20 protein-coding genes are annotated in these 21,117 nt (G+C 54.9%); 12 read left to right on the top strand and 8 right to left on the bottom strand.

Going from position 1 to position 21,117, the window contains the following annotated elements:
- The 7 genes from ACYZYZ_RS04945 to ACYZYZ_RS04915 all read left to right on the top strand — a co-directional run.
- A partial coding sequence (locus ACYZYZ_RS04945; RefSeq protein WP_461483466.1) for an AAA family ATPase occupies window positions 1–683 on the top strand: 683 nt, incomplete at its 5' end.
- Between the two features lie 3 nt (window positions 684–686).
- On the top strand, window positions 687–1,622 hold the full coding sequence (locus ACYZYZ_RS04940; protein WP_461483465.1) for a DUF58 domain-containing protein: 936 nt from the start codon (window positions 687–689) through the stop codon (window positions 1,620–1,622).
- Complete coding sequence (locus ACYZYZ_RS04935; protein WP_461483464.1) at window positions 1,619–2,110, top strand: DUF4381 domain-containing protein; 492 nt, start codon at window positions 1,619–1,621, stop codon at window positions 2,108–2,110. The genes ACYZYZ_RS04940 and ACYZYZ_RS04935 overlap by 4 nt, the downstream gene beginning before the upstream one ends.
- Window positions 2,104–3,090, top strand: coding sequence for a vWA domain-containing protein (locus ACYZYZ_RS04930; protein ID WP_305170893.1), 987 nt, complete (start codon window positions 2,104–2,106; stop codon window positions 3,088–3,090). Before ACYZYZ_RS04935 ends, ACYZYZ_RS04930 begins: the two co-directional genes overlap by 7 nt.
- Window positions 3,087–5,018, top strand: a complete 1,932-nt coding sequence (locus tag ACYZYZ_RS04925) for a vWA domain-containing protein (protein ID WP_461483463.1) — start codon at window positions 3,087–3,089, stop codon at window positions 5,016–5,018. The genes ACYZYZ_RS04930 and ACYZYZ_RS04925 overlap by 4 nt, the downstream gene beginning before the upstream one ends.
- Before the next feature lie 5 nt (window positions 5,019–5,023).
- Window positions 5,024–6,733: a BatD family protein gene (locus ACYZYZ_RS04920; protein WP_461483462.1), complete on the top strand. Its 1,710-nt coding sequence runs from the start codon at window positions 5,024–5,026 to the stop codon at window positions 6,731–6,733.
- A 273-nt stretch (window positions 6,734–7,006) separates the two neighbouring features.
- On the top strand, window positions 7,007–7,825 hold the full coding sequence (locus ACYZYZ_RS04915) for a ParA family protein (RefSeq protein ID WP_305170896.1): 819 nt from the start codon (window positions 7,007–7,009) through the stop codon (window positions 7,823–7,825).
- A 190-nt stretch (window positions 7,826–8,015) separates the two neighbouring features.
- Here ACYZYZ_RS04915 and pepN read toward each other — a convergent pair whose 3' ends face one another.
- The 8 genes from pepN to ACYZYZ_RS04875 form a co-directional block, all read right to left on the bottom strand.
- The gene (pepN, locus tag ACYZYZ_RS04910; RefSeq protein ID WP_305170922.1) at window positions 8,016–10,649 is read right to left on the bottom strand and encodes an aminopeptidase N; all 2,634 of its coding nucleotides are present in this window, start codon (window positions 10,647–10,649) and stop codon (window positions 8,016–8,018) included.
- Between the two features lie 8 nt (window positions 10,650–10,657).
- Window positions 10,658–11,494: a DUF2797 domain-containing protein gene (locus ACYZYZ_RS04905; protein ID WP_439651669.1), complete on the bottom strand. Its 837-nt coding sequence runs from the start codon at window positions 11,492–11,494 to the stop codon at window positions 10,658–10,660.
- 3 nt (window positions 11,495–11,497) lie between these two features.
- On the bottom strand, window positions 11,498–11,764 hold the full coding sequence (locus ACYZYZ_RS04900; protein ID WP_305170897.1) for a YeaC family protein: 267 nt from the start codon (window positions 11,762–11,764) through the stop codon (window positions 11,498–11,500).
- A gap of 94 nt (window positions 11,765–11,858) precedes the next feature.
- Window positions 11,859–12,725, bottom strand: coding sequence for a rhomboid family intramembrane serine protease (locus ACYZYZ_RS04895; RefSeq protein ID WP_305170898.1), 867 nt, complete (start codon window positions 12,723–12,725; stop codon window positions 11,859–11,861).
- A gap of 4 nt (window positions 12,726–12,729) precedes the next feature.
- Window positions 12,730–13,626, bottom strand: coding sequence for an NAD(+) kinase (locus ACYZYZ_RS04890; protein WP_305170899.1), 897 nt, complete (start codon window positions 13,624–13,626; stop codon window positions 12,730–12,732).
- A 257-nt stretch (window positions 13,627–13,883) separates the two neighbouring features.
- Window positions 13,884–14,978 (bottom strand): inositol-3-phosphate synthase, encoded by a 1,095-nt coding sequence (locus tag ACYZYZ_RS04885; protein ID WP_305170900.1) that lies wholly within the window; start codon window positions 14,976–14,978, stop codon window positions 13,884–13,886.
- A gap of 54 nt (window positions 14,979–15,032) precedes the next feature.
- Window positions 15,033–15,425: a GtrA family protein gene (locus ACYZYZ_RS04880; protein WP_305170901.1), complete on the bottom strand. Its 393-nt coding sequence runs from the start codon at window positions 15,423–15,425 to the stop codon at window positions 15,033–15,035.
- Window positions 15,425–16,168: a CDP-alcohol phosphatidyltransferase family protein gene (locus ACYZYZ_RS04875; protein ID WP_461483461.1), complete on the bottom strand. Its 744-nt coding sequence runs from the start codon at window positions 16,166–16,168 to the stop codon at window positions 15,425–15,427. The genes ACYZYZ_RS04880 and ACYZYZ_RS04875 overlap by 1 nt, the downstream gene beginning before the upstream one ends.
- 70 nt (window positions 16,169–16,238) lie before the next feature.
- Here ACYZYZ_RS04875 and ACYZYZ_RS04870 point away from each other — a divergent pair, with 70 nt between their 5' ends.
- From ACYZYZ_RS04870 to ACYZYZ_RS04850, 5 genes are all read left to right on the top strand, one after another.
- Window positions 16,239–17,681, top strand: a complete 1,443-nt coding sequence (locus ACYZYZ_RS04870) for a hypothetical protein (RefSeq protein ID WP_461483460.1) — start codon at window positions 16,239–16,241, stop codon at window positions 17,679–17,681.
- Between the two features lie 45 nt (window positions 17,682–17,726).
- On the top strand, window positions 17,727–18,932 hold the full coding sequence (locus tag ACYZYZ_RS04865; protein WP_305170904.1) for an APC family permease: 1,206 nt from the start codon (window positions 17,727–17,729) through the stop codon (window positions 18,930–18,932).
- Window positions 18,932–19,930, top strand: coding sequence for an NAD(P)H-quinone oxidoreductase (locus tag ACYZYZ_RS04860; protein WP_461483459.1), 999 nt, complete (start codon window positions 18,932–18,934; stop codon window positions 19,928–19,930). The genes ACYZYZ_RS04865 and ACYZYZ_RS04860 overlap by 1 nt, the downstream gene beginning before the upstream one ends.
- A 13-nt stretch (window positions 19,931–19,943) precedes the next feature.
- A complete protein-coding gene (gene yciH / locus ACYZYZ_RS04855; RefSeq protein WP_461483458.1) occupies window positions 19,944–20,267 on the top strand; it encodes a stress response translation initiation inhibitor YciH in 324 nt (107 codons plus the stop codon).
- Window positions 20,268–20,269: 2 nt separating this feature from the next.
- A partial coding sequence (locus ACYZYZ_RS04850) for a TolB-like translocation protein (RefSeq protein WP_461483457.1) occupies window positions 20,270–21,117 on the top strand: 848 nt, incomplete at its 3' end.

Genomic DNA, 21,117 nt, shown 5'->3' with positions numbered 1-21,117 from the left:
AGCCCGGTCCGATATTCGCCAACCTGGTGCTGGCGGATGAAATCAACCGCGCCCCAGCGAAGGTTCAGGCGGCGCTGCTCGAAGCGATGGAAGAGCGCCAGGTCACTGTCGCCGGAACCACTCACGCTCTGCCGCCCTTGTTCATGGTGATGGCGACCCAGAATCCCATCGAACAGGAAGGCACGTATCCGTTGCCGGAAGCACAGATGGATCGGTTTCTGATGCACGTGAATGTCGACTACCCGGCAGCAGAAGCCGAACGGGAAATTCTCAAACTGGCTCGCAACGAAGCGTTACAGGCGCCAAGTGCAGGTATTGAAGAAGTGTCCGAAGAAACTCTGCTTGATGCCCGTAAAGAGGTGCTGTCAGTTCATATGGCAGAACCGCTGGAGGAATATATTGTTCAGTTGATTCTGGCCACCCGAAACCCCGGGCAATACGGTGAGGACCTGGGCAGTTGGCTGGAATACGGTGCCAGTCCGCGGGCCACCATTTCCCTGGACCGCTGTGCCCGGGCCAGTGCCTGGTTGAATAACCGCGACTATGTCTCTCCCGACGATGTGCGCAATGTCGCCCACGATGTACTGCGTCACCGGTTGATACTCAGCTTTGAGGCAGAAGCCAGCGGCATCACCGCCGACCATGTGATCGATACGCTGATTGCCAACGTACCTTCTGCCTGATCAATGACAGACCCGGACATCCATAACCCGGCTATCGCCGATGTCACCACTTTGGTAGGCATGCGGTTTGGCACACGGGAGCTGAATTTCTTTCCGCGACTGATGGCACGTACCGCCCTGATGGGAGGCCACCAGTCCCGCAGCCGCGGCCGCGGAATGGATTTTGAGGAAGTCCGGCAGTATCAGCCCGGCGATGACATCCGCACCATAGACTGGCGCGTGACGGCGCGTACCCTGACGCCTCACACCAAACTGTATCGGGAGGAACGGGAGCGTCCGGTACTGATCGTCAGCGACCTTCGTTACGGCATGTTTTTTGGGTCGCGCACACTGAAATCTGTGCTCGCCTGTCAGATCAGCGCCACCCTGGGGTGGGCCGGCCTGAATGTCAACGACCGCGTGGGCGGATTAATTTTTGGCACCCGGCAAGTGACAGAAATCCGCCCCAAGCGCAGCCACCACGCTGTGCTGCAAATGATTCACCGCTTGCGGGATTTCAGTGAAATGCTGCTGCAACCTGAGGTTGATCAATTTAGCTTGTCGGATATTCTCAAGGATTGCCGCCGAGTGGCTCTGCCCGGTTCCACCCTGTTTCTGGTCAGCGACTTCCACGATCTGGACCGGTCCTGTGAACAGCATCTGTTTGAGCTTGCCCGGCATTGCGATATCACCCTGTGCCAGGTTATTGATCCACTGGAAAAAACCCTGCCGCCCCCGGCGCTCTACCAGGTCAGTAACGGCCAACAACGCTTTGTGCTCAACAGTCGCGATGGCAAGTTGCGGCAACAGTTCGAGCGACAATTTACAGAGCGGCAGAACAAGCTGCGGCAATTGGCGACGCAGCTACGTCTCGGATTATTGAGCTTCACCACGACCGAGCCCGTATTACCCGTTTTACAGCGAGCATACAGTCGCAAGAATAAAGGGCGACGCCGATGAACCCGCAGGATCCATTGGCACAGTTGCGAGATATTCACTTGCCCGAAGCCGTGGGTTGGTGGCCGCCCGCACCTGGCTGGTGGTTGCTCACCCTGTTGGTACTGCTGGCGTCTTATTACCTGGTGCGATTTCTGGTGCGTAATTACCGCAACAACTGTTATCGCCGCGAGGCCTTTGCCTGCCTGGAAACCATGGCGCAGCAGCCGGAAGAATCACTAACGGACCAGTGTCATGCCCTGTTAATGCTGTTGAGGCGCACGGCGAAAACCGCTTACCCGGGCTTTGGCCTGGAATCGGAACGGGTCCCGGATATGCTGGACAGGATGAATCATGCTTGTCGTAAACCGGTGTTTGACGAGTCCTTGCAACAAACCCTCGGGGATCAGCTTTACCGGGCTGATGCGAACCTACCGCCATCCTGCCTGATACAACTGGCAGAGGGAACGCGACGCTGGATAAAACAGCATCGCAGGGGGGCATCATGCTAACTTTTGAATGGCCCTGGCTACTGGTTCTATTACCGCTACCTATTCTGTACCGGCTGTGGCGGCGACGTGCAGAGACCCTGGCCCCGGCACTGAAAGCGCCGGTCTACTGTGCCCTCGCGGCACAAACCAGTGTTGAACGCCGGAGTGGCTACTGGCAATGGCTGACCCTGACGCTGTTGTTTGTTGCCTGGGCGGGAACCCTGCTGGCCGCCACCCGCCCCACCTGGATCGGCGACCCGGTCACATTGCCCAGCAGCGGGCGGGACCTGTTAATTGCCGTGGATATCTCTGGCAGTATGAAACAAACGGATATGCGGCTTGAAGGCGAAAGCGTAGACCGCCTGACCGTAGTCAAACAGGTTGTAGGGGAATTCGTTGAGCGACGCCAGGGGGATCGCCTGGGCCTGATTCTGTTTGGTACCCGCCCCTACCTGCAAACACCGTTGACCTTTGACCGGCAAACCATGAACACGCTTCTGAACGAGGCTCAGATTGGATTTGCAGGGGAAAGCACCGCCATCGGCGATGCCATCGGGCTGGCAGTCAAACGACTGCAATCCCGCCCGGAAAACCATCGCGTGTTGATACTGCTCACCGACGGTGCCAACTCCGCCGGTGAAGCGCAACCTCTGGAAGCGGCAGAGATCGCCGCCCGTGAGGGCATCACCATTTACACCATCGGCATCGGTGCCGAAGTCGTTGTGGAACGCAGTTTCTTTGGCTCCCGGCGAATCAACCCCTCTCGAGATCTTGATGAAACCACTCTGACCGCCATCGCCGATAAAACCGGGGGCCGCTATTTCCGCGCCCGCAACCCGGATGAATTGCAACAGATCTACGCGCAACTGGACCAGCTCGAACCCGTGGAACAGGAAGCGGAGACCCTGCGCCCCACCAAGGCATTGTTCTACTGGCCACTGGGTGTGGCTCTGCTCTGCAGCCTGTTACTGGCGCCGCTCACAGCACGAGGTGATTCATGATCCCGGTGCTGACAGATTTTCATTTGCTTAGACCCCTGTGGTTGCTGGCCATCCTGCCAGCCCTGCTGGCTGCATGGTGGTTATACAAGCAGGAGAAGAACACCGGCAGCTGGCAACAGGTGATCGCCCCGGAGCTGTTGCCATTCCTGGTAGATGGCACCACCGTTAAACAGCGTCGTTCCCTGGTAACAGGTGCGCTGATCGCCTGGCTGCTGGCGACAGTGGCTATGTCCGGCCCCACCTGGGAACGCACACCCCTGCCCGTGCATAAACAGGAAAATGCACTGGTCGTCCTGTTCGACCTCTCGCCATCAATGTTGGTGCAGGACCTGAAACCCAACCGCCTGACTAGGGCACGGCTGAAACTGATTGAGCTGCTTCAGCAGCGTAAGGAAGGAACCACCGGCCTTATCGCCTACGCGGCGGAAGCATTTGTCGTCAGCCCGTTAACCGACGACGCGGCAACTGTGGCAGCACTGGTACCGGCCCTGGACCCCAACATCATGCCTGGGCACGGCAGCAACATTGAGTCTGCCATTAACCAGGGCATTGAGCTGGCACTGAATGCCGGCCTCAACCAGGCTGACTTTCTGTTGATCACCGATGATGTCTCTGCCAGCGCACGGGATGAACTCTCATCACTGCTGGAGGAAATGGGTGAGTTCCGCCTTTCCGTGCTGGGCATCGGTACCGCTGAAGGTGCACCGATTCCTCTCCAAAACGGCGGATTTGCCAAGGACAATACAGGCGCTATCGTCATCCCCAGACTGGATGCCGCTGCTCTGGGTTCTTTGGCCAGCGGGCTGGGGGGGCGTTATTCCGGTCTCACCGCCGATGACAAGGATATTCGCTACCTCTCCGAAGGCTTTGCTGCAGAACACGGATCGGCCAGCAAACAACTGGAGAGAACCTACGACAGCTGGCACGACCTGGGCTACTGGCTGGTGTTACCACTGTTACCCATACTGCTACTGGCTTTCCGTCGTGGCGTATTCGCATCAATCCTGCTGTTGCCGCTGCTATCCGCCCCACAACCGGCCATGGCATTCGGCTGGGATGACCTGTGGCTGACCCAAGACCAACAGGCGGCGCGGGCATTAGCCGAGGGTGACGCTGAAAGCGCGCAACAAACATTTAAAGACCCCGACTGGAAGGCCGCTGCCGCCTATCGAAACGGTGACTTTGAAAACGCCGAAAGGCTCTATGGGGGAGACACCGCCAATGCGCACTACAATCGCGGCAATGCACTGGCAAAGGCAGGAAAACTTGATGAGGCACTGGAAAGTTATAAGCGGGCACTGTCATTGACACCCGACATGCCAGACGCCGAATTCAACCGCGACCTGGTGGAAAAACTGCTGGAACAGCAAAACAACTCGCCGCAAAACGACCAGCAGCAGAACAACGATAACCAGAACAATGATAGCCAGGAGCAGCAACAGGGATCGGACCAGCAGCAATCCCAGTCCGACCAACAAAATCAGTCCAGCGATCAGAATCAGGACGGCTCATCCAACCAGGACCAATCATCCTCTTCCAAGCAACAGTCTCAGGATAACCCCAGCGATACGGGTAAAAACCCCGACAAGCAACAGCAACCATCTCACGGGGAACAGCCTCAGGATGGAGAGCAACAAAGTGAGCAACAAGGCGAACAGGATAAAGAGCAGCAGGACGCCCAGCCACAACAGGAAGGTAGCGATCAACAGGGTGAACAGGAGGGTAAACAACAACCCGCCCAGGCTCAGGCAGCTACCGAGGGTGAAATGAGCGAGGAGGAAAAACAGGCCATGGAGCAGTGGTTGCGAAAAATCCCTGATGACCCAGGTGGCCTGTTACGCGAGAAATTCCGTTATGAAGCGGAGAAACGCCAGTATGAACAACGCCGCGGCATCAATCGACCCGGTAACTCAGAGCAGAGGTGGTAATAACCATGGCCTTCACGTTTAACCGTCAGCAGATCTGTCAGTGGATCGCCGCCGCCCTGTTACTCTTATCCAGTCTTGCCTGCCAGGCCGACAGCCTGACGGCCACTGCAGATCGCACCCAGCTGAGCCGAGGGGAAACCCTGGAATTACAGGTTCGCTTTGATGGCCAAACCACCAGCGACCCGGATTTTTCCGTGCTGGAAGAGGACTTTGAAATACTTAGTCAGAATCAGCAAAACCAGTTTTCCATTATCAATGGTACGACGGAGTCCTATACCCAGTGGGTGCTACAGCTGCTTCCGAAAAAAACCGGCAGCCTGCTGATCCCCCCCCTTGAGCTCAAGGGGGTACAAAGCAGTCCCATTCGACTTCAGGTCGCACCCCGTTCCAATACCAGTAACGGCAGTGAACCCATTTTCATGGAAACCGAGTTGAGCAAGTCGTCGGTGTTTGTCCAGGAACAGGTGCTACTGACCCTGAGACTCAACACATCGGTACCCCTATCCGGACTCAGTAGCGAAGAACTGATGATCAAAGATGCCGCCATGGTGAAAGTTGCGGAAAACCAGTACCAGAAGCAGAACAACGGCAAGCTGTACCAGGTGGTGGAACTGAAATACGCCCTGTTTCCCGAAGCCAGTGGCAAACTGGTTATCCCCCCGGTGCGTTTCAACGCCGTGATGGCGGACCGGCGTGATCGTTTTTCCGGTTCCTTTTTTGGCTCACGGGGTAAACCCGTGTTTTTGCTGTCTGATGAACAGCATATTGACGTCAAGCCCCGACCCGACAACTACGGTCCCGGAGACTGGCTACCCGCCCAGGGCCTGAGCCTCAGTGAAAGATGGAGTCGCCCGCTCGATGAACTGGTCGCTGGCGAGCCTGTCACCCGCACGATTCACCTCACAGCCCAGGGCCTGATGGACAGTCAGCTACCACCGCTAATTATCGATGCCGGTGATGGCTTCAAGGTTTACCCGGACCAGCCTCAGCTGGAAAATAATGTCGATCCCCAAGGGGTGATTGGATCACGGGTGGAATCGGTTGCTATCGTGCCTTCTCGTGCCGGGCAGATCACCCTGCCCCCGGTGAAAGTCCGCTGGTGGGATACCCGCAGTCAACAGATGAGGGAAACCCTGCTGGAATCACAAACCCTCACCGTCAAGCCAGCTCCGGGAACTGTTGCAACACCGGCAGACCCTGCTCCTTTGACCAGCGATATCGCAGTGACCAGTGACTCTGTTGAGCTTCATGAGAATTCGTCGGACAACCGGCTGTTGTGGATACTCGCTGCGACAAACCTGTTGTTGTCAGTTGCAGTCATTACCCTGCTGATCCTCTGGCGCGGCAGCCGCAAACAGGCTGCAACTGTCGTCAATCATGAGCCCAACCATGAAAAAGAATCAGCCCTGTTTAAAGACCTCTGCCAAAGCGCTAACAGTAAGGACCTCCCCGGTTTCCGCGAAGCGCTGTTAATCTGGGCCGGAAGCTTCTGGCAGCGCCCGGTGCAGAAGCTCAGTCAGGTCTCACAGCTGGCCAATGATGAGCAGGTTTCCCTCCTCCTGGAGGCACTGGACAAGTCTCTCTACAGCACAGCTGCTGATGATGAGGTCGACCTAAACAGGCTCTGCCAGCGGTTAAAGACTCTGCGTAAAACCCGTCCGGAGAAATCACCCAAGGGCACACCATTGGCCCCACTCTATGGTAGCCATACCTGAGAGCCTCCAATAAAACAGGGATAAAATGCCTAAAAATCGGGCATTTCTGACCACATTTGACCCGTATTTGTGCATCTTCTATCCAAGCGGGGATTCCCATACTGAAGATAAAGTTGTGGTCATTTTTTGTACGCCGATTCTTCCCATTCGCCCCTCGCCACTGAAGGGGCCTTCCAGTAGAATGAAATCAGCTGTTCCATCCAGAGCGCTGTTTATGCCCCACAAGCTCATTCCATTCCCCCTCTTCTCTTCTGCCATGAAAGGATTAACACTATGCGCCGAGTCGTCTTCAACCAAAAAGGTGGTGTAGGAAAGTCCAGCATCACCTGTAACCTGGCTGCCATTTGCGCAAACAACGGCAAAAAAACCCTGGTTGTGGATCTGGACCCTCAAGGCAATTCAACTCACTACTTGCTGGGTCAGGATGCCAAGCCTGACCTCACCATTGCCGATTATTTCGCCCAGACAGTGTCGTTCAATCTGTCCCCCAAAAAGCCCGCCGACTTCGTTATTAAGACGCCCTACGAAAACCTGTCTGTAATTGCCTCAGACCCGGAACTTGAGAGCATCGAACAGAAACTCGAGTCCCGTCACAAGATTTATAAATTACGGGACCTGCTGAACAAACTGGATGGCGAGTTCGACCATGTCTTTATTGACACCGCACCTGCCCTGAATTTTTACACCACTTCGGCACTGGTCTGTGCCGACAGTGTATTGATTCCCTTTGACTGCGATGCTTTCTCACGCCACGCCCTGTACAACATTCTCGAAGTCATTGGTGAAATGCGCGAAGACCACAACGACCGGCTTGAAGTGGAAGGCATTATCGCCAACCAGTTCCAGCCAAGGGCCAATCTGCCAAGTAAAATCATTAAGGAACTACTGGCAGAAAAACACCCAGTCTTGCCTGTTTACCTCAGTCAGTCAGTAAAAATGCGCGAGTCTCACCAGGCTTGTAAACCACTGATCTACTTCGCCCCGAGCCACGCCCTCACCAAGCAGTTTGTCGAGCTGCACGAGGTCATTAGTGGTGGTAAAAAAGCGGTAAAAAAAGCCGGAAAGAAAAAGAAAGAGACCGAAACAGCCTGAGCCACTGTTGAACGCAGATATGGCAAAAAAAAAGGAGAGCTGGACGCTCTCCTTAATAATGAACCCTTGAGATAGAGGGTTGAATGTCACTCATGCGTCTCAACGCTTTCAGCGTTTCAACGGCGGCCATTATCCTGCCATCGGTTAACAGGGCAGTTGATACCGATCAACTGGGTTACCTTTTTATCTCTCACAGACTCTTCGACGCGATCTCGTAGGTATCCCGGGACAACCCCGGTTCCGCCAGAACTCGCGCCAACTCTTCCCGCATCAGCGCCTGCCGTGTCAGATCATAACGTCGCCACTTGGTGAGAGGTGTCAGCTGGCGGGACGCAATCTGAGGGTTGAGCTTGTCCAGTGCAATAACGTTGTCTGCCAGGAAACGATAACCCTCTCCCGCTTCGTCGTGAAAGTTGATGAGATTACTATTACAGAACACGCCGATCAGGGAGCGCACCTTGTTGGGGTTGTGGAAGTCGAAGGCCGGGTGCTCCATCAACACTTTCACCCGCTCCAGACCACCGGGCAAAACACAGGCGGCCTGGGTTTGAAACCACTGGTTCAAAACCAGCGGCTCGTGTTGCCAGTCATTATAGAATTTATCCAGAGCCTGTTCCGAAAGAGGCCGTGCCTCTTCCCGTGGATCATTGACCAATCCGTTCAGGGCCGAGAGGCGATCCGTCATGTTATCGGCTTCCATAAACTGGGTGTGCATCAACGATAATGAATCGTCTGAGGCGCCATTCAACAGGTAACGCAGAGACAGGTTTTTGAGGCTGCGTTTGGCCACTGCAGCACCGGACATTTCGAAAACCTTTTCGCTGTTAGCGAGGTAGGTTGCGCGCCATGTATCTCTCAGTTCACGGCCAAGTTCGCGACACATAAAGCGCCGCACCTGGTGAATCGCTTCAACATCGATAACCTCCGCCAGTTCCGCCAGCAAATACTCGCTGGGCAACATTAGCACCAGGGCCTGCATGGCTTTGTCAGTATCTGTTTCGGCCAGAACTTTGGCAAAGGCTTCTACCAACCGCTGATCCAGCACTAGCGGGGTTCCTTCGCGATAATCTGTCACCAGCGCCTGCATCAGCTGTATCGACAGCTGTTGACCGGCATTCCAACGATTGAAGCCATCGCTGTCGTGACCCATCAGGAAGCTCAGCTGGTCCAGAGTGTAGGGGTAACTGAGTTTTACCGGTGCAGAAAAACCGCGCAACAGGGAGGGTACAGGGGCCTCGGTGATGCCCTCGAACACCACGGTCTGCTCTGGCTGGGTAATTTCCAGCACCTGGGTGGTGTTGCCCTTTGCATCCAGAGGCAGATCCCCTGACGGTGTAACCAAACCGACCGATACCGGTATATGGTATGGCTGTTTTTCCTGGCATTCAGGCGTGGGCGGACAAGACTGACTGAAATGCAGGCTGAATTGTTGCTGCTGCGGATCATAATCACTGGTCACCGACAAACGCGGCGTGCCCGCCTGGCGATACCAGTTCATAAACTGGGTAAAGTCCCGCTCGCTAACATCGGCCATGGCTGCCACGAAGTCCTCAATCGTCACGGCCTGACCATCGTGGCGTTCAAAATAGATATCCGTACCACGACGGAACAGCTCGGGCCCCAGCAGGGTGTGGATCATGCGCACCACTTCCGAACCCTTTTCATAAATCGTGGCGGTGTAAAAATTGGATATTTCCATGTAGTAGGCCGGTTGGACCGGGTGCGCGGTGGGGCCGCTATCTTCTGCAAACTGCACAGTGCGCAACATGTTCACGTCTTCAACGCGTTTCACCGTTGCTGAACCCATGTCGGCAGAAAACTGTGAGTCGCGAAATACGGTGAAACCCTCTTTCAGGCTCAGTTGAAACCAGTCTCGACAGGTGACACGGTTCCCAGACCAGTTGTGGAAATACTCGTGGGCCACTACCGCTTCAACGCGTTTAAAACCGTCATCGGTGGTAGTGGACGGGTGCGCCAGTACGCAGGAGGTGTTAAAAATATTTAACCCCTTGTTCTCCATGGCACCCATGTTGAAATCGTCCACGGCAACAATCATGTAGAGATCCAGATCGTATTCGCGACCATAAACCTCCTCATCCCAGACCATGGCATTTTTCAGAGAATCCATGGCGTGGCCGCATTTTTCAATATCCTTCTCTTCCACATACAGCTTTAAGGCCACATCACGGCCACTGCAGGTGGTGAAGCTGTCTTCTACCAGCGAAAGATCCCCGGCAACCAGGGCAAACAGGTAGGCCGGTTTCAGGAACGGGTCATGCCAGGTTGCCCAATGACGCCCATCATCAAGAGCACCCCAGTCGTGCAGGTTGCCGTTCGACAGCAACACCGGGCATTCCGATTTACTGGCCACCACGGTGGTGGTGAATTCCGACATCACATCCGGGCGATCGAGGTAGTAGGTGATTTTCCGGAAACCCTGCGCCTCGCACTGGGTGCAATACATGGTGCGCGACTTAAACAGGCCCTCAAGGGATGTGTTTTCCCTGGGGCGGATCAACACTTCAGAAGTCAGCGTAAAATTATCCGGTACCCGGTGAATCAGCAGCTCTTCCCCGTTGACCTCGTACTCGGCCTTCGACAGGGCACGGCCATCCACTGCCAGCTGTTGCAATTCAAGCTGCACACCGTGGAGGGACAGGCTTTTGCCCTGGTAGTTGCTCGCAGGATTGCGACGCATGGTCAGGTTGGCCAGCACCGTGGCATCTTTATCACCAATCTCCACCCGCAGCTCGGTCTTATCGATCAAAAAGCGCGGTACTTCGTAGTCTTTCAGGTAAATATTGCCCGGTTGGGCGTCTCTCATGGCCATCATCAGATTGCTACTTCCACGTGGTAAGCTGTGTATTTGCGGATATTAATCACGCCACTGTCCAGGATCAGGTACTGTCCCTTAATGCCCTGTAGTGTGCCCTCCACCACCGGGTTTTTGTCCATATTCAGACTGGCAACCTTGCTGGGATAATTCAGTACCGGGTAGTCGATATCCACCACGCTGGATTGCTCCAGACGCTGCAAGGACTGTATACCAAATTGCTCTTCCAGCTGACTGAGGGTTGTTTCACAACGGTCAAATAATTCGTCTCGTATAACGGGCAGCTCAACAGCTTCAATCTGGCCCTTCAACATGGTGCGCCAGTTGGTTTTATCGGCCACATACTGTTTCATCGCTGTCTCAACAAGGCCGGATTGTTGCCGGGTTTTCACCCGCATAATCGGCAAAGCCTGAACCGCACCCTGGTCGATCCATCGGGTAGGTAACTGGGATTCGCGGGTAATACCGACTTTCACCCCTGACGAGTTGGCCAGGTAGACAATATGGTCGACCATGCAGTGGCTATCTGCCCATTCAGGCTCACGACAGGTGCCCTCAAAATAGTGGCATTTTTCGGGACTGACGATACAGCTGTCGCACTGTGCCAGTTTGGCAAAACAGGGGTAACAGTAGCCCTGGTTAAAGCTTTTGTTACTGCGACGCCCGCAGTGAATGCAGTGAATCTCGCCGGTAAACGTCATACGGATAGATTCACCCAGCAACCCATTTAAAGGCAGACGTTCTTCATCCAACGGTAACTGGTACGTCACTTGGCCCGCCGGGTCCGGCGGCAGTGCCACCTTCATTTTCTGGAGATGCCCTGAATAATCAGCCACCGGCTACTCCTGCCATTTCAGGGGCTGGGGATCACTACCCTTCTTCTGTTTTGTGGCACAGGGTTCGGCCTTCTGCTTTGGCGCCACGTAGCCCACACGCTCCTCCTCGGACTTATGACGGGCATCGTAGGCAATAATGGCCTGCATGCTGTGCTCCCGCTGCTCCTTTGTCAGGCGCGAGCCATCGGGCCATTTGCCCGTCTCCACAGCACGTTTCAGGTTGTCGTAAATGTCGGGTGTGATCGCATCGATCAATTGTTGAAAATCCATGGACATCCTCGGTGTAACCTCGGTACAGATAGGCGCCAGCCAGTAGTGACAGCGCCAATGGGATAGTGTGAAAAACAGCTGACGATTATAGCAATTACTGCCGCTCTCCGCCGGATTCAACCTTGCCGGACCAGATGCCCAGCACCATGCCGCTCACCAGACCGGCAGCGTGGGCAGCATTGGCAATACTGCCTGACATCAGCAAATCGATGAGTCCGGTCATACCGACAAACAGCCACACCAGCATAAACACCAGCAGGCCGTTTGGCAGCGCCAGTATTGGTCGCGGGGCTACCTTATTGCGCATCCAGACATAACCTAGCAGGCCATAGACGACGCCTGACATGCCACCAAACAGCGAAGGTCCGCTCCAAAGGTATTGGGCAATATTGGAAGCCAACGCCATCAACAGCACCACCATTAATATGTGCATGCTTCCCGCCAAGGGTTCGACCCGACGCCCCAGCTCCCACATCCAGACACTGTTGAAGGCGACGTGAAAAATGCCGAAGTGGAGAAAGATAGGTGTAATCAATCGCCAATACTGCCCCTTAGCCATAGCCATGTCGGCGGTATCAAAACTGATGCTGTCGCCAAATAGCTCAAAATCCTGAAAGGTAAACCAGTGTATCAGGGGGAAGCCCCAATCCACGATGGCTGACCCCACAATGCTCAACAGTATAAGAACTACCACCACCGGCATTTTCTGCACTTGTTCCTTGAAACCCAACTGCGGCATGCCGGGAGGTGGTGGTGGTGGGTGATGAATGCTGTAATCCTGCAGCATCCTGACGACTTCCCGGACATCCTCTGAGGAAGCCACCCACAATTCCACCATGTCTCCGCGCTCGCGGACGCGAAAGCGAATACCCTGAGCCTCTAGCTGGTGGTAAAACTCAGTGATATCGTACTGGGATGGAATGTCCGCAATCTGGACCCATTCTGGCTGTTGCTCTGTCATTGCGTCAGCGGTTCCGCTCCGAAATACCTAGGCGACTACCCCAGCCCAGTTTGGTGCGACAGGTTTCGTAGAAATCATGCCCAACGGGATGAATCAATTGAATCTGCTGGGCCATCTTGTGAATCCGGATCGTGTCTCCCGGCTCTGACTGAATATCATTCTGGCCGTCACAGGTCACCAAAGGATGAAGTTCGTTGCGAGAACCCACCCGAATCTCAATATCACTGTTGCCACCGACCACGATGGGACGGCTGGACAGCGTGTGCGGATTCATAGGTACCAGCCCAATCGCATCCAGGTTGGGATGCATGATCGGGCCGCCCCCTGACAGGGCGTAAGCTGTAGAACCGGTGGGGGTAGAAACAATCAAGCCGTCGGAACGCTGGCTATAGACAAACTGCTCATCGATATACAGCTCAAACTCCATCATCCGCACAGATTTTCCCGGGTGCAGTACCACGTCGTTGAGAGCGCTGCCAGTACCAATCACCTGTCCAGAACGCCTGATAGACACTTCTAGAAGAAAGCGGCTGGAGATTATGAATTCCCCGGAAAGTACACGCTTGACCTGCTCTTCCATTTCGTGGGGCAGGATGTCGGTGAGAAAACCCAGTCGACCGCGGTTCACTCCCAGCAGGGGCACGTTGTGCTGTACCAGGTTACGGGCGGCACTCAGCATACTGCCGTCGCCTCCCACCATAATCACCAGGTCCAGTGGTACATCCAGCTTGCCGCATTCAAACACCGGCAACTCGGTGTTGCCGACAAACCGCGCGGTATTGATCTCAAGAATCACCGTGTAACCAGCTTCACCGAGATAGCTGATAAGCCGCTTGATGGAGTCACCGATTTCCGGTGTCTCAATATTGGAAACCAGCGCAATCCGCTTGAAATCAGTCATGAAGTTATCTGAATAGCCCAAAAAAGTATCGGATCATTATATACCAACAGTTTCTACAACTACGCTCAAAGAAGCTGCTGCCGGTTATCTCAGCATAATCGTGGACAAAAGAGCTCATATCGAACAAGACACTCGCAACCCTGAGTATCATTCTGGGAACCTGGCCTAACCTAACCGTTGAGCAGATCAATACGTTATCCCTTGAGGCAGATCCGATTCGGGCCGCCATCCTGGCAGCCTATGACGCTGATCCCGTCCTAGACCCACTCTTCCATCAGGGTGGCATAGGACTCGTCGTCCGGGATCTGCCGGGGCGGGTGCTTGCAGAAGAACGCGGAAGGAATCTCGATAATGCCTCCCATGTTCCGTTCCAGGGCAACCTTGGCGCAGCGGATGGTATCAATGGCCACGCCGGCGGAGTTGGGGGAATCTTCCACGGACAACCGCAATTCCAGGTTCATCGCCACGTCGCCAAACAATTTGCCCTCCATGCGGATAAAACAGACCTTATTGTCGTTCTGCCAGGGCACGTAATCACTGGGGCCAACATGGATGTTTTCGGCTTCCAGTCGCTGGGGAATAGCCGCCTGCACGGCCTCCGTCTTGGATTCTTTCTTCGAGGCCAGACGCTCCCGATTCAACATGTTGAGAAAATCGGTGTTGCCACCGGTGTTGAGCTGATAGGTGCGCTCCAGCTTCACGCCGCGCTTCTTGAACAGGTTGCCCAGGGTGCGGTGCACGATGGTCGCGCCCAATTGCGCCTTGATATCATCACCGATGATAGGAATATGGCGCGCCTCGAAGCGCTGCGCCCATTCGGGATTGCTGGCAATAAACACTGGGATGTTGTTGACGAATGCGCAACCCGCTTCCAGGGCGCATTCAGCGTAAAACTCAGTGGCTTTCTGGGAGCCAACCGGCAGGTAATTCATAAGGACATCCACCCCGGCCTTTTTCAATTGGTCTACCACGTCGGCCTGGCTGGGTTCCGCTTCCGATGACAACAGGAATGTGCGGTCATCACCGAAATTGGCCATGTGTTCGGAGTAACCGTCAAGCACCTTACCCATGGATACCTTGACGCCACTGGCGGGCAAGTCGCCACAGAACACTGTGGTGCAATTGGGAAGGGCGAAGACCGCTTCGTTGACATCCACTCCCACTTTGCGTTTGTCGATATCAAATGCCGCCACCACCTCAATATCTCCAGGCTGGTAACCGCCAATTTCATAGTTGAGGAGACCAATACATTCCTCTGCACCCCTGTCACGGTAATAATGGATTCCCTGAATCAGGGAACTGGCACAGTTGCCCACGCCAATGACAGCAATTCTGATGTTCTTTCTTTCCACGACGACTCCTTAGCAAGCCCCACAAGGTCCACAAAAACTGGCAACAAAAAAAGGTTACTGACTTTTCAACAAACCGCCCCTGGCCGCAAACACCAGATAGCGGTGCAGGGGGTAATTAATAAGCAGGGCAACAGTCAGAGCGACAAGAACCCGGGCAGGAAAATATGCCAATGCTGTATGGGCCACCATAAGCACCACACCATAGGCATTGACTAGAGCAGAAACCAGGCACACAGACATATAGGTGCCCATCTGCCACAGCAACCTGTCTCCGGCAACACGGAAACTCCAGTAGCGATTAAGCGTAAAGTTCACCATGCCACCGACCATGGGGCCAAGGGCAACCGCAATGGCCAACGGCAACCCAAGGAGCTGGTAACAGAACACCATAACTGCGAAATCCACAGCTGTGGCCAGCATCGCAGCGAACTGGGCGCGGTAAAACATCAGCCCACGTTCCCAGCAGAGAGGAACAGTGAACGAAAGCGCATCAGGGCGGACCAGTTTGTCAGAACTGCCAATAGCCATACCACCACCAGCAATGGCGAAAGACCTTCAGATCCCGGATAAAAAGTACTGGCGACCAGTGCCAGCAACAGGTAAACGTACCGCTCAGTGCGCTTCATGGCACCGCGTGGCACGCGCACCGCAATTGCCTCAGCTTTGGCCGTGGTGTAACTGATCATAAACGAACCGTGGATTGCCAGCAGACTGGCGGACAAACTCATCACATCATGTCGAAAATAGAGGGCGCAACCGGCCAACAAAAAGAAATCCACATAGCGATCGATCGTAGAGTCCAATACCACACCGGAAGCATCACTTTTTCCCGACAGGCGCGCCAGCATGCCATCAAGCATATCTGTCATGCCGGCAACAATCGCCACACAGAAGGCATAACCAAAGTGGCCAGAGGCGATACACAGACCGGCCACAAGACCAAAAAACACCGAACTCAGGGTCACCTGGTTGGGTGTGATGGAGAGCCTTGCCAAAAGGCGGGCCACAGGCTCCATCCCCCAAACAGCAAAATTCATTACCGCCTTGCCGAGCAGCACACTGCCCCCCTGGCGATCAACCCGCTCGTAGTGTTTAAAATCACCGTTTAAATATCCCCTGACGACATACACCAGCCCCAGTAACAGGACCAGTCCGAAGAGGATAAAAACGCTAAGAGACTCACTATTCATAGCTACCGCGAAATATTAAACTGCGCTCGTTTTATTGTATTAACACGGCCAAAACTATAACAAGAGCCACATGCTAAAGTATTCGCTCAAGGCGACTGCCCTATTTCCTATCACCATCTACCGCGGCTGTCAGTGGCTGTCCTCCCGCGCCTGGCGGAGACACACTAACGATTATTATAAAAAGGCGACAGCGCTCATCCTATATCTTTTTGGCGGTCTGCCACTAACCGTATTTGTACTTCTGGAACTGGTCATCTTCGCCAATGCACGGCTGATGGCCGACCCACTAGAACCTGTCATTTCCCTGCCGGAGTTGGCCACGGGGCACTTCAACCGAATCAAACTGCCGGGATACATGCCAAATCCCGCACCACAAGATGTTCAGCTGGCTGACATATCTCGGGAACACCGTTATCAGCAGCTATTGGAAACCTTCAGCCCCACTATCATCCAGAAAATCGGCCACCAACCACTGTGGGACGTTCCCACCGATATCTTCTTCGATAGCGACACCGACCCACGCAATAACGTAGACAACGCCCTGGCCCGGGGAACACTGCCCAGCGTGGTTTACGGGGAAGTCATCGCCGAGACTGACGACTCCTACTACCTGGCCTACATGCTGTACCACATCAAGGATTACGACTCTCCACTGCGTGAGGCCCTCTCCAACATGACCTATCACGATAGCGATAACGAGGGTCTGCAACTGCGGGTCGACAAGGCTTCCATGAAGGTGGCCCTGGTGGAAACCTGGTTCCACAACCGCTTTTTTCTATGTAACAGTCATGGTGAATCCAGCGGCACGGAGCCGATCCAGTCCCGTGCGCTGTTCGAGGACGACAACCATGTCATCATCTACACTCAGGCAATGGGGCACGGCATTCGCTGCGCCGAAGAACGCGATTTCCTCAAGCTGGCTACGCATACCAAAATCCTGCGCCACAACAGCAGGCATACGCATCGTGAACAGCTACGTGTGGATGGTATAAGTCAATTCTCCATCAGTTACCGACTCGCCTCCCTAAAGCCCTGGTACGAAATGGCGCGTAACTTTCGGCCCTCAGGCAAAGGCAAGCAAAGCCTGTTTGAAGACTCCCTAGTTATAGGTACTGACAGTCTGGGACGACAAGTGCAGGTTGGTAAGTATATTGCCGGCAGGGATTTTGATCGTCGCGGCTGGTCCCGGCCCAAACCGCCATGGTCCTGGGACGACCGCTGGGATGATATTCCGGTGGGAACCTGGCACCTCGACCCGGCCCGGGCATTCAGCAGCCATACCGGAGAGAAGCTATCCGATAATTACCTCTACAATGCCCCTGCCAGCATGATGCTCGACCAGCGGAGGGACACGTCCAAATACGGCGTTACCCCATCAAATATAAACAGCGGTCGCCATAGCAACCTTGCTCATCAATCAGCGCCACAGAAGTCTCACGCGAATCGCGAAACATCGAAAATCAATCTCCAGGTAAAAAAATACATCAACCGCCTGATTAACTCCCTTGGTTGACGTTACTGACCGGTGGCAGCAGGCAGACCGCCTATACTCTCATTCATGACGACCCAACCCAATCTGTTGCGCAACCTCTCCCTGGTCGAGATCAGTTTTTACGGCATTGGCACTATTCTCGGTGCAGGCATATACGTTCTGCTCGGCGCCGTCATCGCAAAAAGCGGGGCCATGACACCCTGGGCCTTCATGCTCGCAGCCGTTGTCGTCTGTTTCAGCGCCTATTCCTATGCTCAGATGGCACGACGCTTCCCCCGCAGTGCCGGAGAGGCGGTCTACATTCAGGAAGGATTGCGGTGCAAACAGCTGGCTACCCTGGCGGGATTCGCTATCTCTCTGGGAGGCATTGTCTCCGCCGCGACCATGGCCCGGGGTTTTAACAGTTATTTCAGTGTCCTTATCAACACCCCCGAGGGATTAACCATCAGCCTGTTGGTAGCGACTCTGGTCGGCATTGCCGCCTGGGGAGTTAAGCAATCGGTGACTCTGGCGATACTGACCACACTGCTGGAAATCGCCGGTTTGTTTCTGGTGATCATTGTCAGTAGCGATGAACTCAGCCGGGGCGGGATAGACTGGACCGTGATGGTGCCACCCCTGACATTGCCTGCTTTCTCCGCCATTGCCAGTGGTGCCTTTCTGGCTTTCTTTGCCTTTATCGGCTTTGAAGACATGGTCAACATGGCCGAGGAGGTCAAACACCCCGAACGCAACCTGCCCTGGGGTATCGCCATTGCAGTTGCAACCACCACCCTGCTTTATGCCGCTATCGCCATTATTGCCCTGTCCACCATACCGATGAGAGAGATCGCCGGATCAGAGGCACCCCTGGCGTTGTTAATTGAGCACAACAGCACTCTACCTGTCAGTTCTATGGCTTTAATCAGCCTGGTCGCCATCATCAATGGTGCGCTGATACAAATTGTCATGGTCTCCCGGGTACTCTATGGGATGGCGCGGCGAAACCTCGCCCCGGCTTTTCTCGGCACAGTTCATCCCAGAACCAGAACACCTATACCGGCAACCCTGTTTGCCGGCTTACTGGTGTTGAGCTTCGCCCTGTGGTTGCCGGTAACCACCCTCGCCGCCACCACCAGCGCCCTGATCCTGTTGGTATTTACACTGGTGAATCTGGCGTTATTGTTTTTAAACTACAGGGAAGGAAAACGGCGACCACTGCAGCTGGCCATACCATTCATGGGCACCCTGCTGTGCAGTGGTTTCCTGTTCGTCCAGTTATGGAGCCAATGATGCCATTACCCACAGACATGCAGTGTATTGAAATCAGCTCACCAGGGCCCGCCGATGTCCTGCACCCGGTGAGACGGCCACTGCCTGTTCCCGGTGATGATGAGGTGTTGATTCGGGTCATCGCCGCCGGCATCAACCGGCCCGATATCCTACAGCGACAGGGCCTTTACCCGCCGCCACCCGGCGCCCCGGATCTTCCCGGCCTGGAAGTCTCCGGCGAAATTGTTTCCGTTGGCAATCATGAAAGTCGTTGGCAGGTTGGACAACAGGTCTGCGCGCTGCTGAGCGGCGGCGGTTATGCTGAATATGCCGTTGCCCATGAAGAGCTGTGTCTTCCTATTCCCGCTCCATTCACAGCCATACAGGCAGCGGCCATACCGGAAACGTTTTTCACCGTCTGGAGCAACCTGTTCCTCCACAACACCCTCAAGGCCGGGGAGAGCCTGCTCGTGCAGGGTGGCAGTAGCGGCATTGGCACCACCGCCATACAGCTAGCCAATGCGATGAACCATCGTGTGTTCGTTACGGCCGGAAGCCAGGAAAAGTGTCAGCATTGTCTGGAACTGGGTGCAGAAAGGGCTATCAATTACCGAGATGAAGACTTTGTATCAGAGGTCAAGGCGTTGACCGATGGCACGGGTGTCGACGTCATCCTCGACATGGTGGGTGGCGACTATGTACAGAGAAATATCCGTGCTGCCGCCTTTCGCGGTCGTATCATTTCCCTGGCATTTCTAAAGGGTTCAAAAGTCGAAGTGGATTTGATGCCCATGATGTTAAAACAGCTGGTGCTCACAGGTTCTACACTGCGTTCACGCCCGGTATCCGAGAAAGCGGAAATTGCCCGCTCCCTGCTGGATAAGGTGTGGCCTTTACTGGACAATGGCGTCATAGCACCGGTGATTCATCGCACCTTTCCACTACACAGGGCCAATGAGGCCCACCGCCTGGTGGAGAGCAGCGAACACATCGGCAAAATCGTACTCACTGCAAACTGACACCTGGAGCCCCATGAGCAAGGACACCCGACTGGTTTACTCCACGGAAACCGGCAGGATCAATACGACTGAACCAGAACCTGCCCGAGACAAGGGCGACGGTATCGTTCGCATTCGACGGGAAACCAGTGGCAGAAAAGGCAAGGGAGTGACCACCATCAGCGGCCTCGATATGAACAATGATTCGCTGAAACAACTGGCAAAACAACTCAAGCAATTATGCGGCACCGGTGGCTCGGTAAAGGATGGCATCATTGAAATCCAGGGGGACCACCGGGAGAAAATCCGCGAGGCACTCACACAGCAGGGCCACACCGTTAAGCTCGCCGGAAGTTGAACATGACAACCACCGCCCCTTTCGGCTGCTGGGCTTCACCGATCGTACCGGAACTACTGACAAACGGCTTGCCCGGTTACGCGTTTCCACAGTTTGATAACGGCAACCTCTACTGGCTGGAAACTCGTCCCTGGGAAAATGGCCGTTCGGTGGTGGTCCGCCGCCGGGCAGACGGGGCCATCGAGGACGCCCTTCCCGCCCCACTGAGCTGTCGCAGCAAGGTTCACGAGTACGGTGGATCTCCCTACATCGTCAGCGGCAATGTGATGTATTTTTGTCTCTACGATGATCAACGGGTCTACGCCCTGACACTCGATGACCCTGAAGCCCTGCCGCAACCCATCACCCCGGATGCCAAATACTGTTTTGCCGATTTCTGTGTCGATCAGACTCGGCAGCGCCTGATCTGCGTAATGGAAGACCACAGTCAGTCCGGTGAACCACAAAACCTGGTTGCCGCTATCCCCCTGAGCGGGGATATGGCCCTGCAACGGCTGTGTGAAGGCGAGGATTTTTACGCCTACCCCAAGCTCGATAACAACGGCCAACAACTCTGCTGGATAAGCTGGAACCATCCCGATATGCCTTGGGACAATACCCGCCTGTGGCTATCCACCCTGGACAATGACGGCCTTCCGGGAACACCTGAATTGATCGCAGGCCAGGGCGATGAGTCAGTCACCCAGCCACGCTGGTCCCCGGATAACCACCTGCATTTTGTCTCTGACCGGAACAACTGGTGGAACCTCTATCGCCTTGGGGACACACACCAGATTGAAGCATTGCTTCCCATGTCGGCGGAGTTTGCCACCCCGCTGTGGACACTGGGTATGTCCAACTACGACTTTTT

The sequence above is a fragment of the Porticoccus sp. genome, assembly GCA_023261185.1.
GTDB lineage: Bacteria > Pseudomonadota > Gammaproteobacteria > Pseudomonadales > Porticoccaceae > Porticoccus > Porticoccus litoralis.
This window is presented reverse-complemented; position numbering and strand designations above follow the sequence as displayed.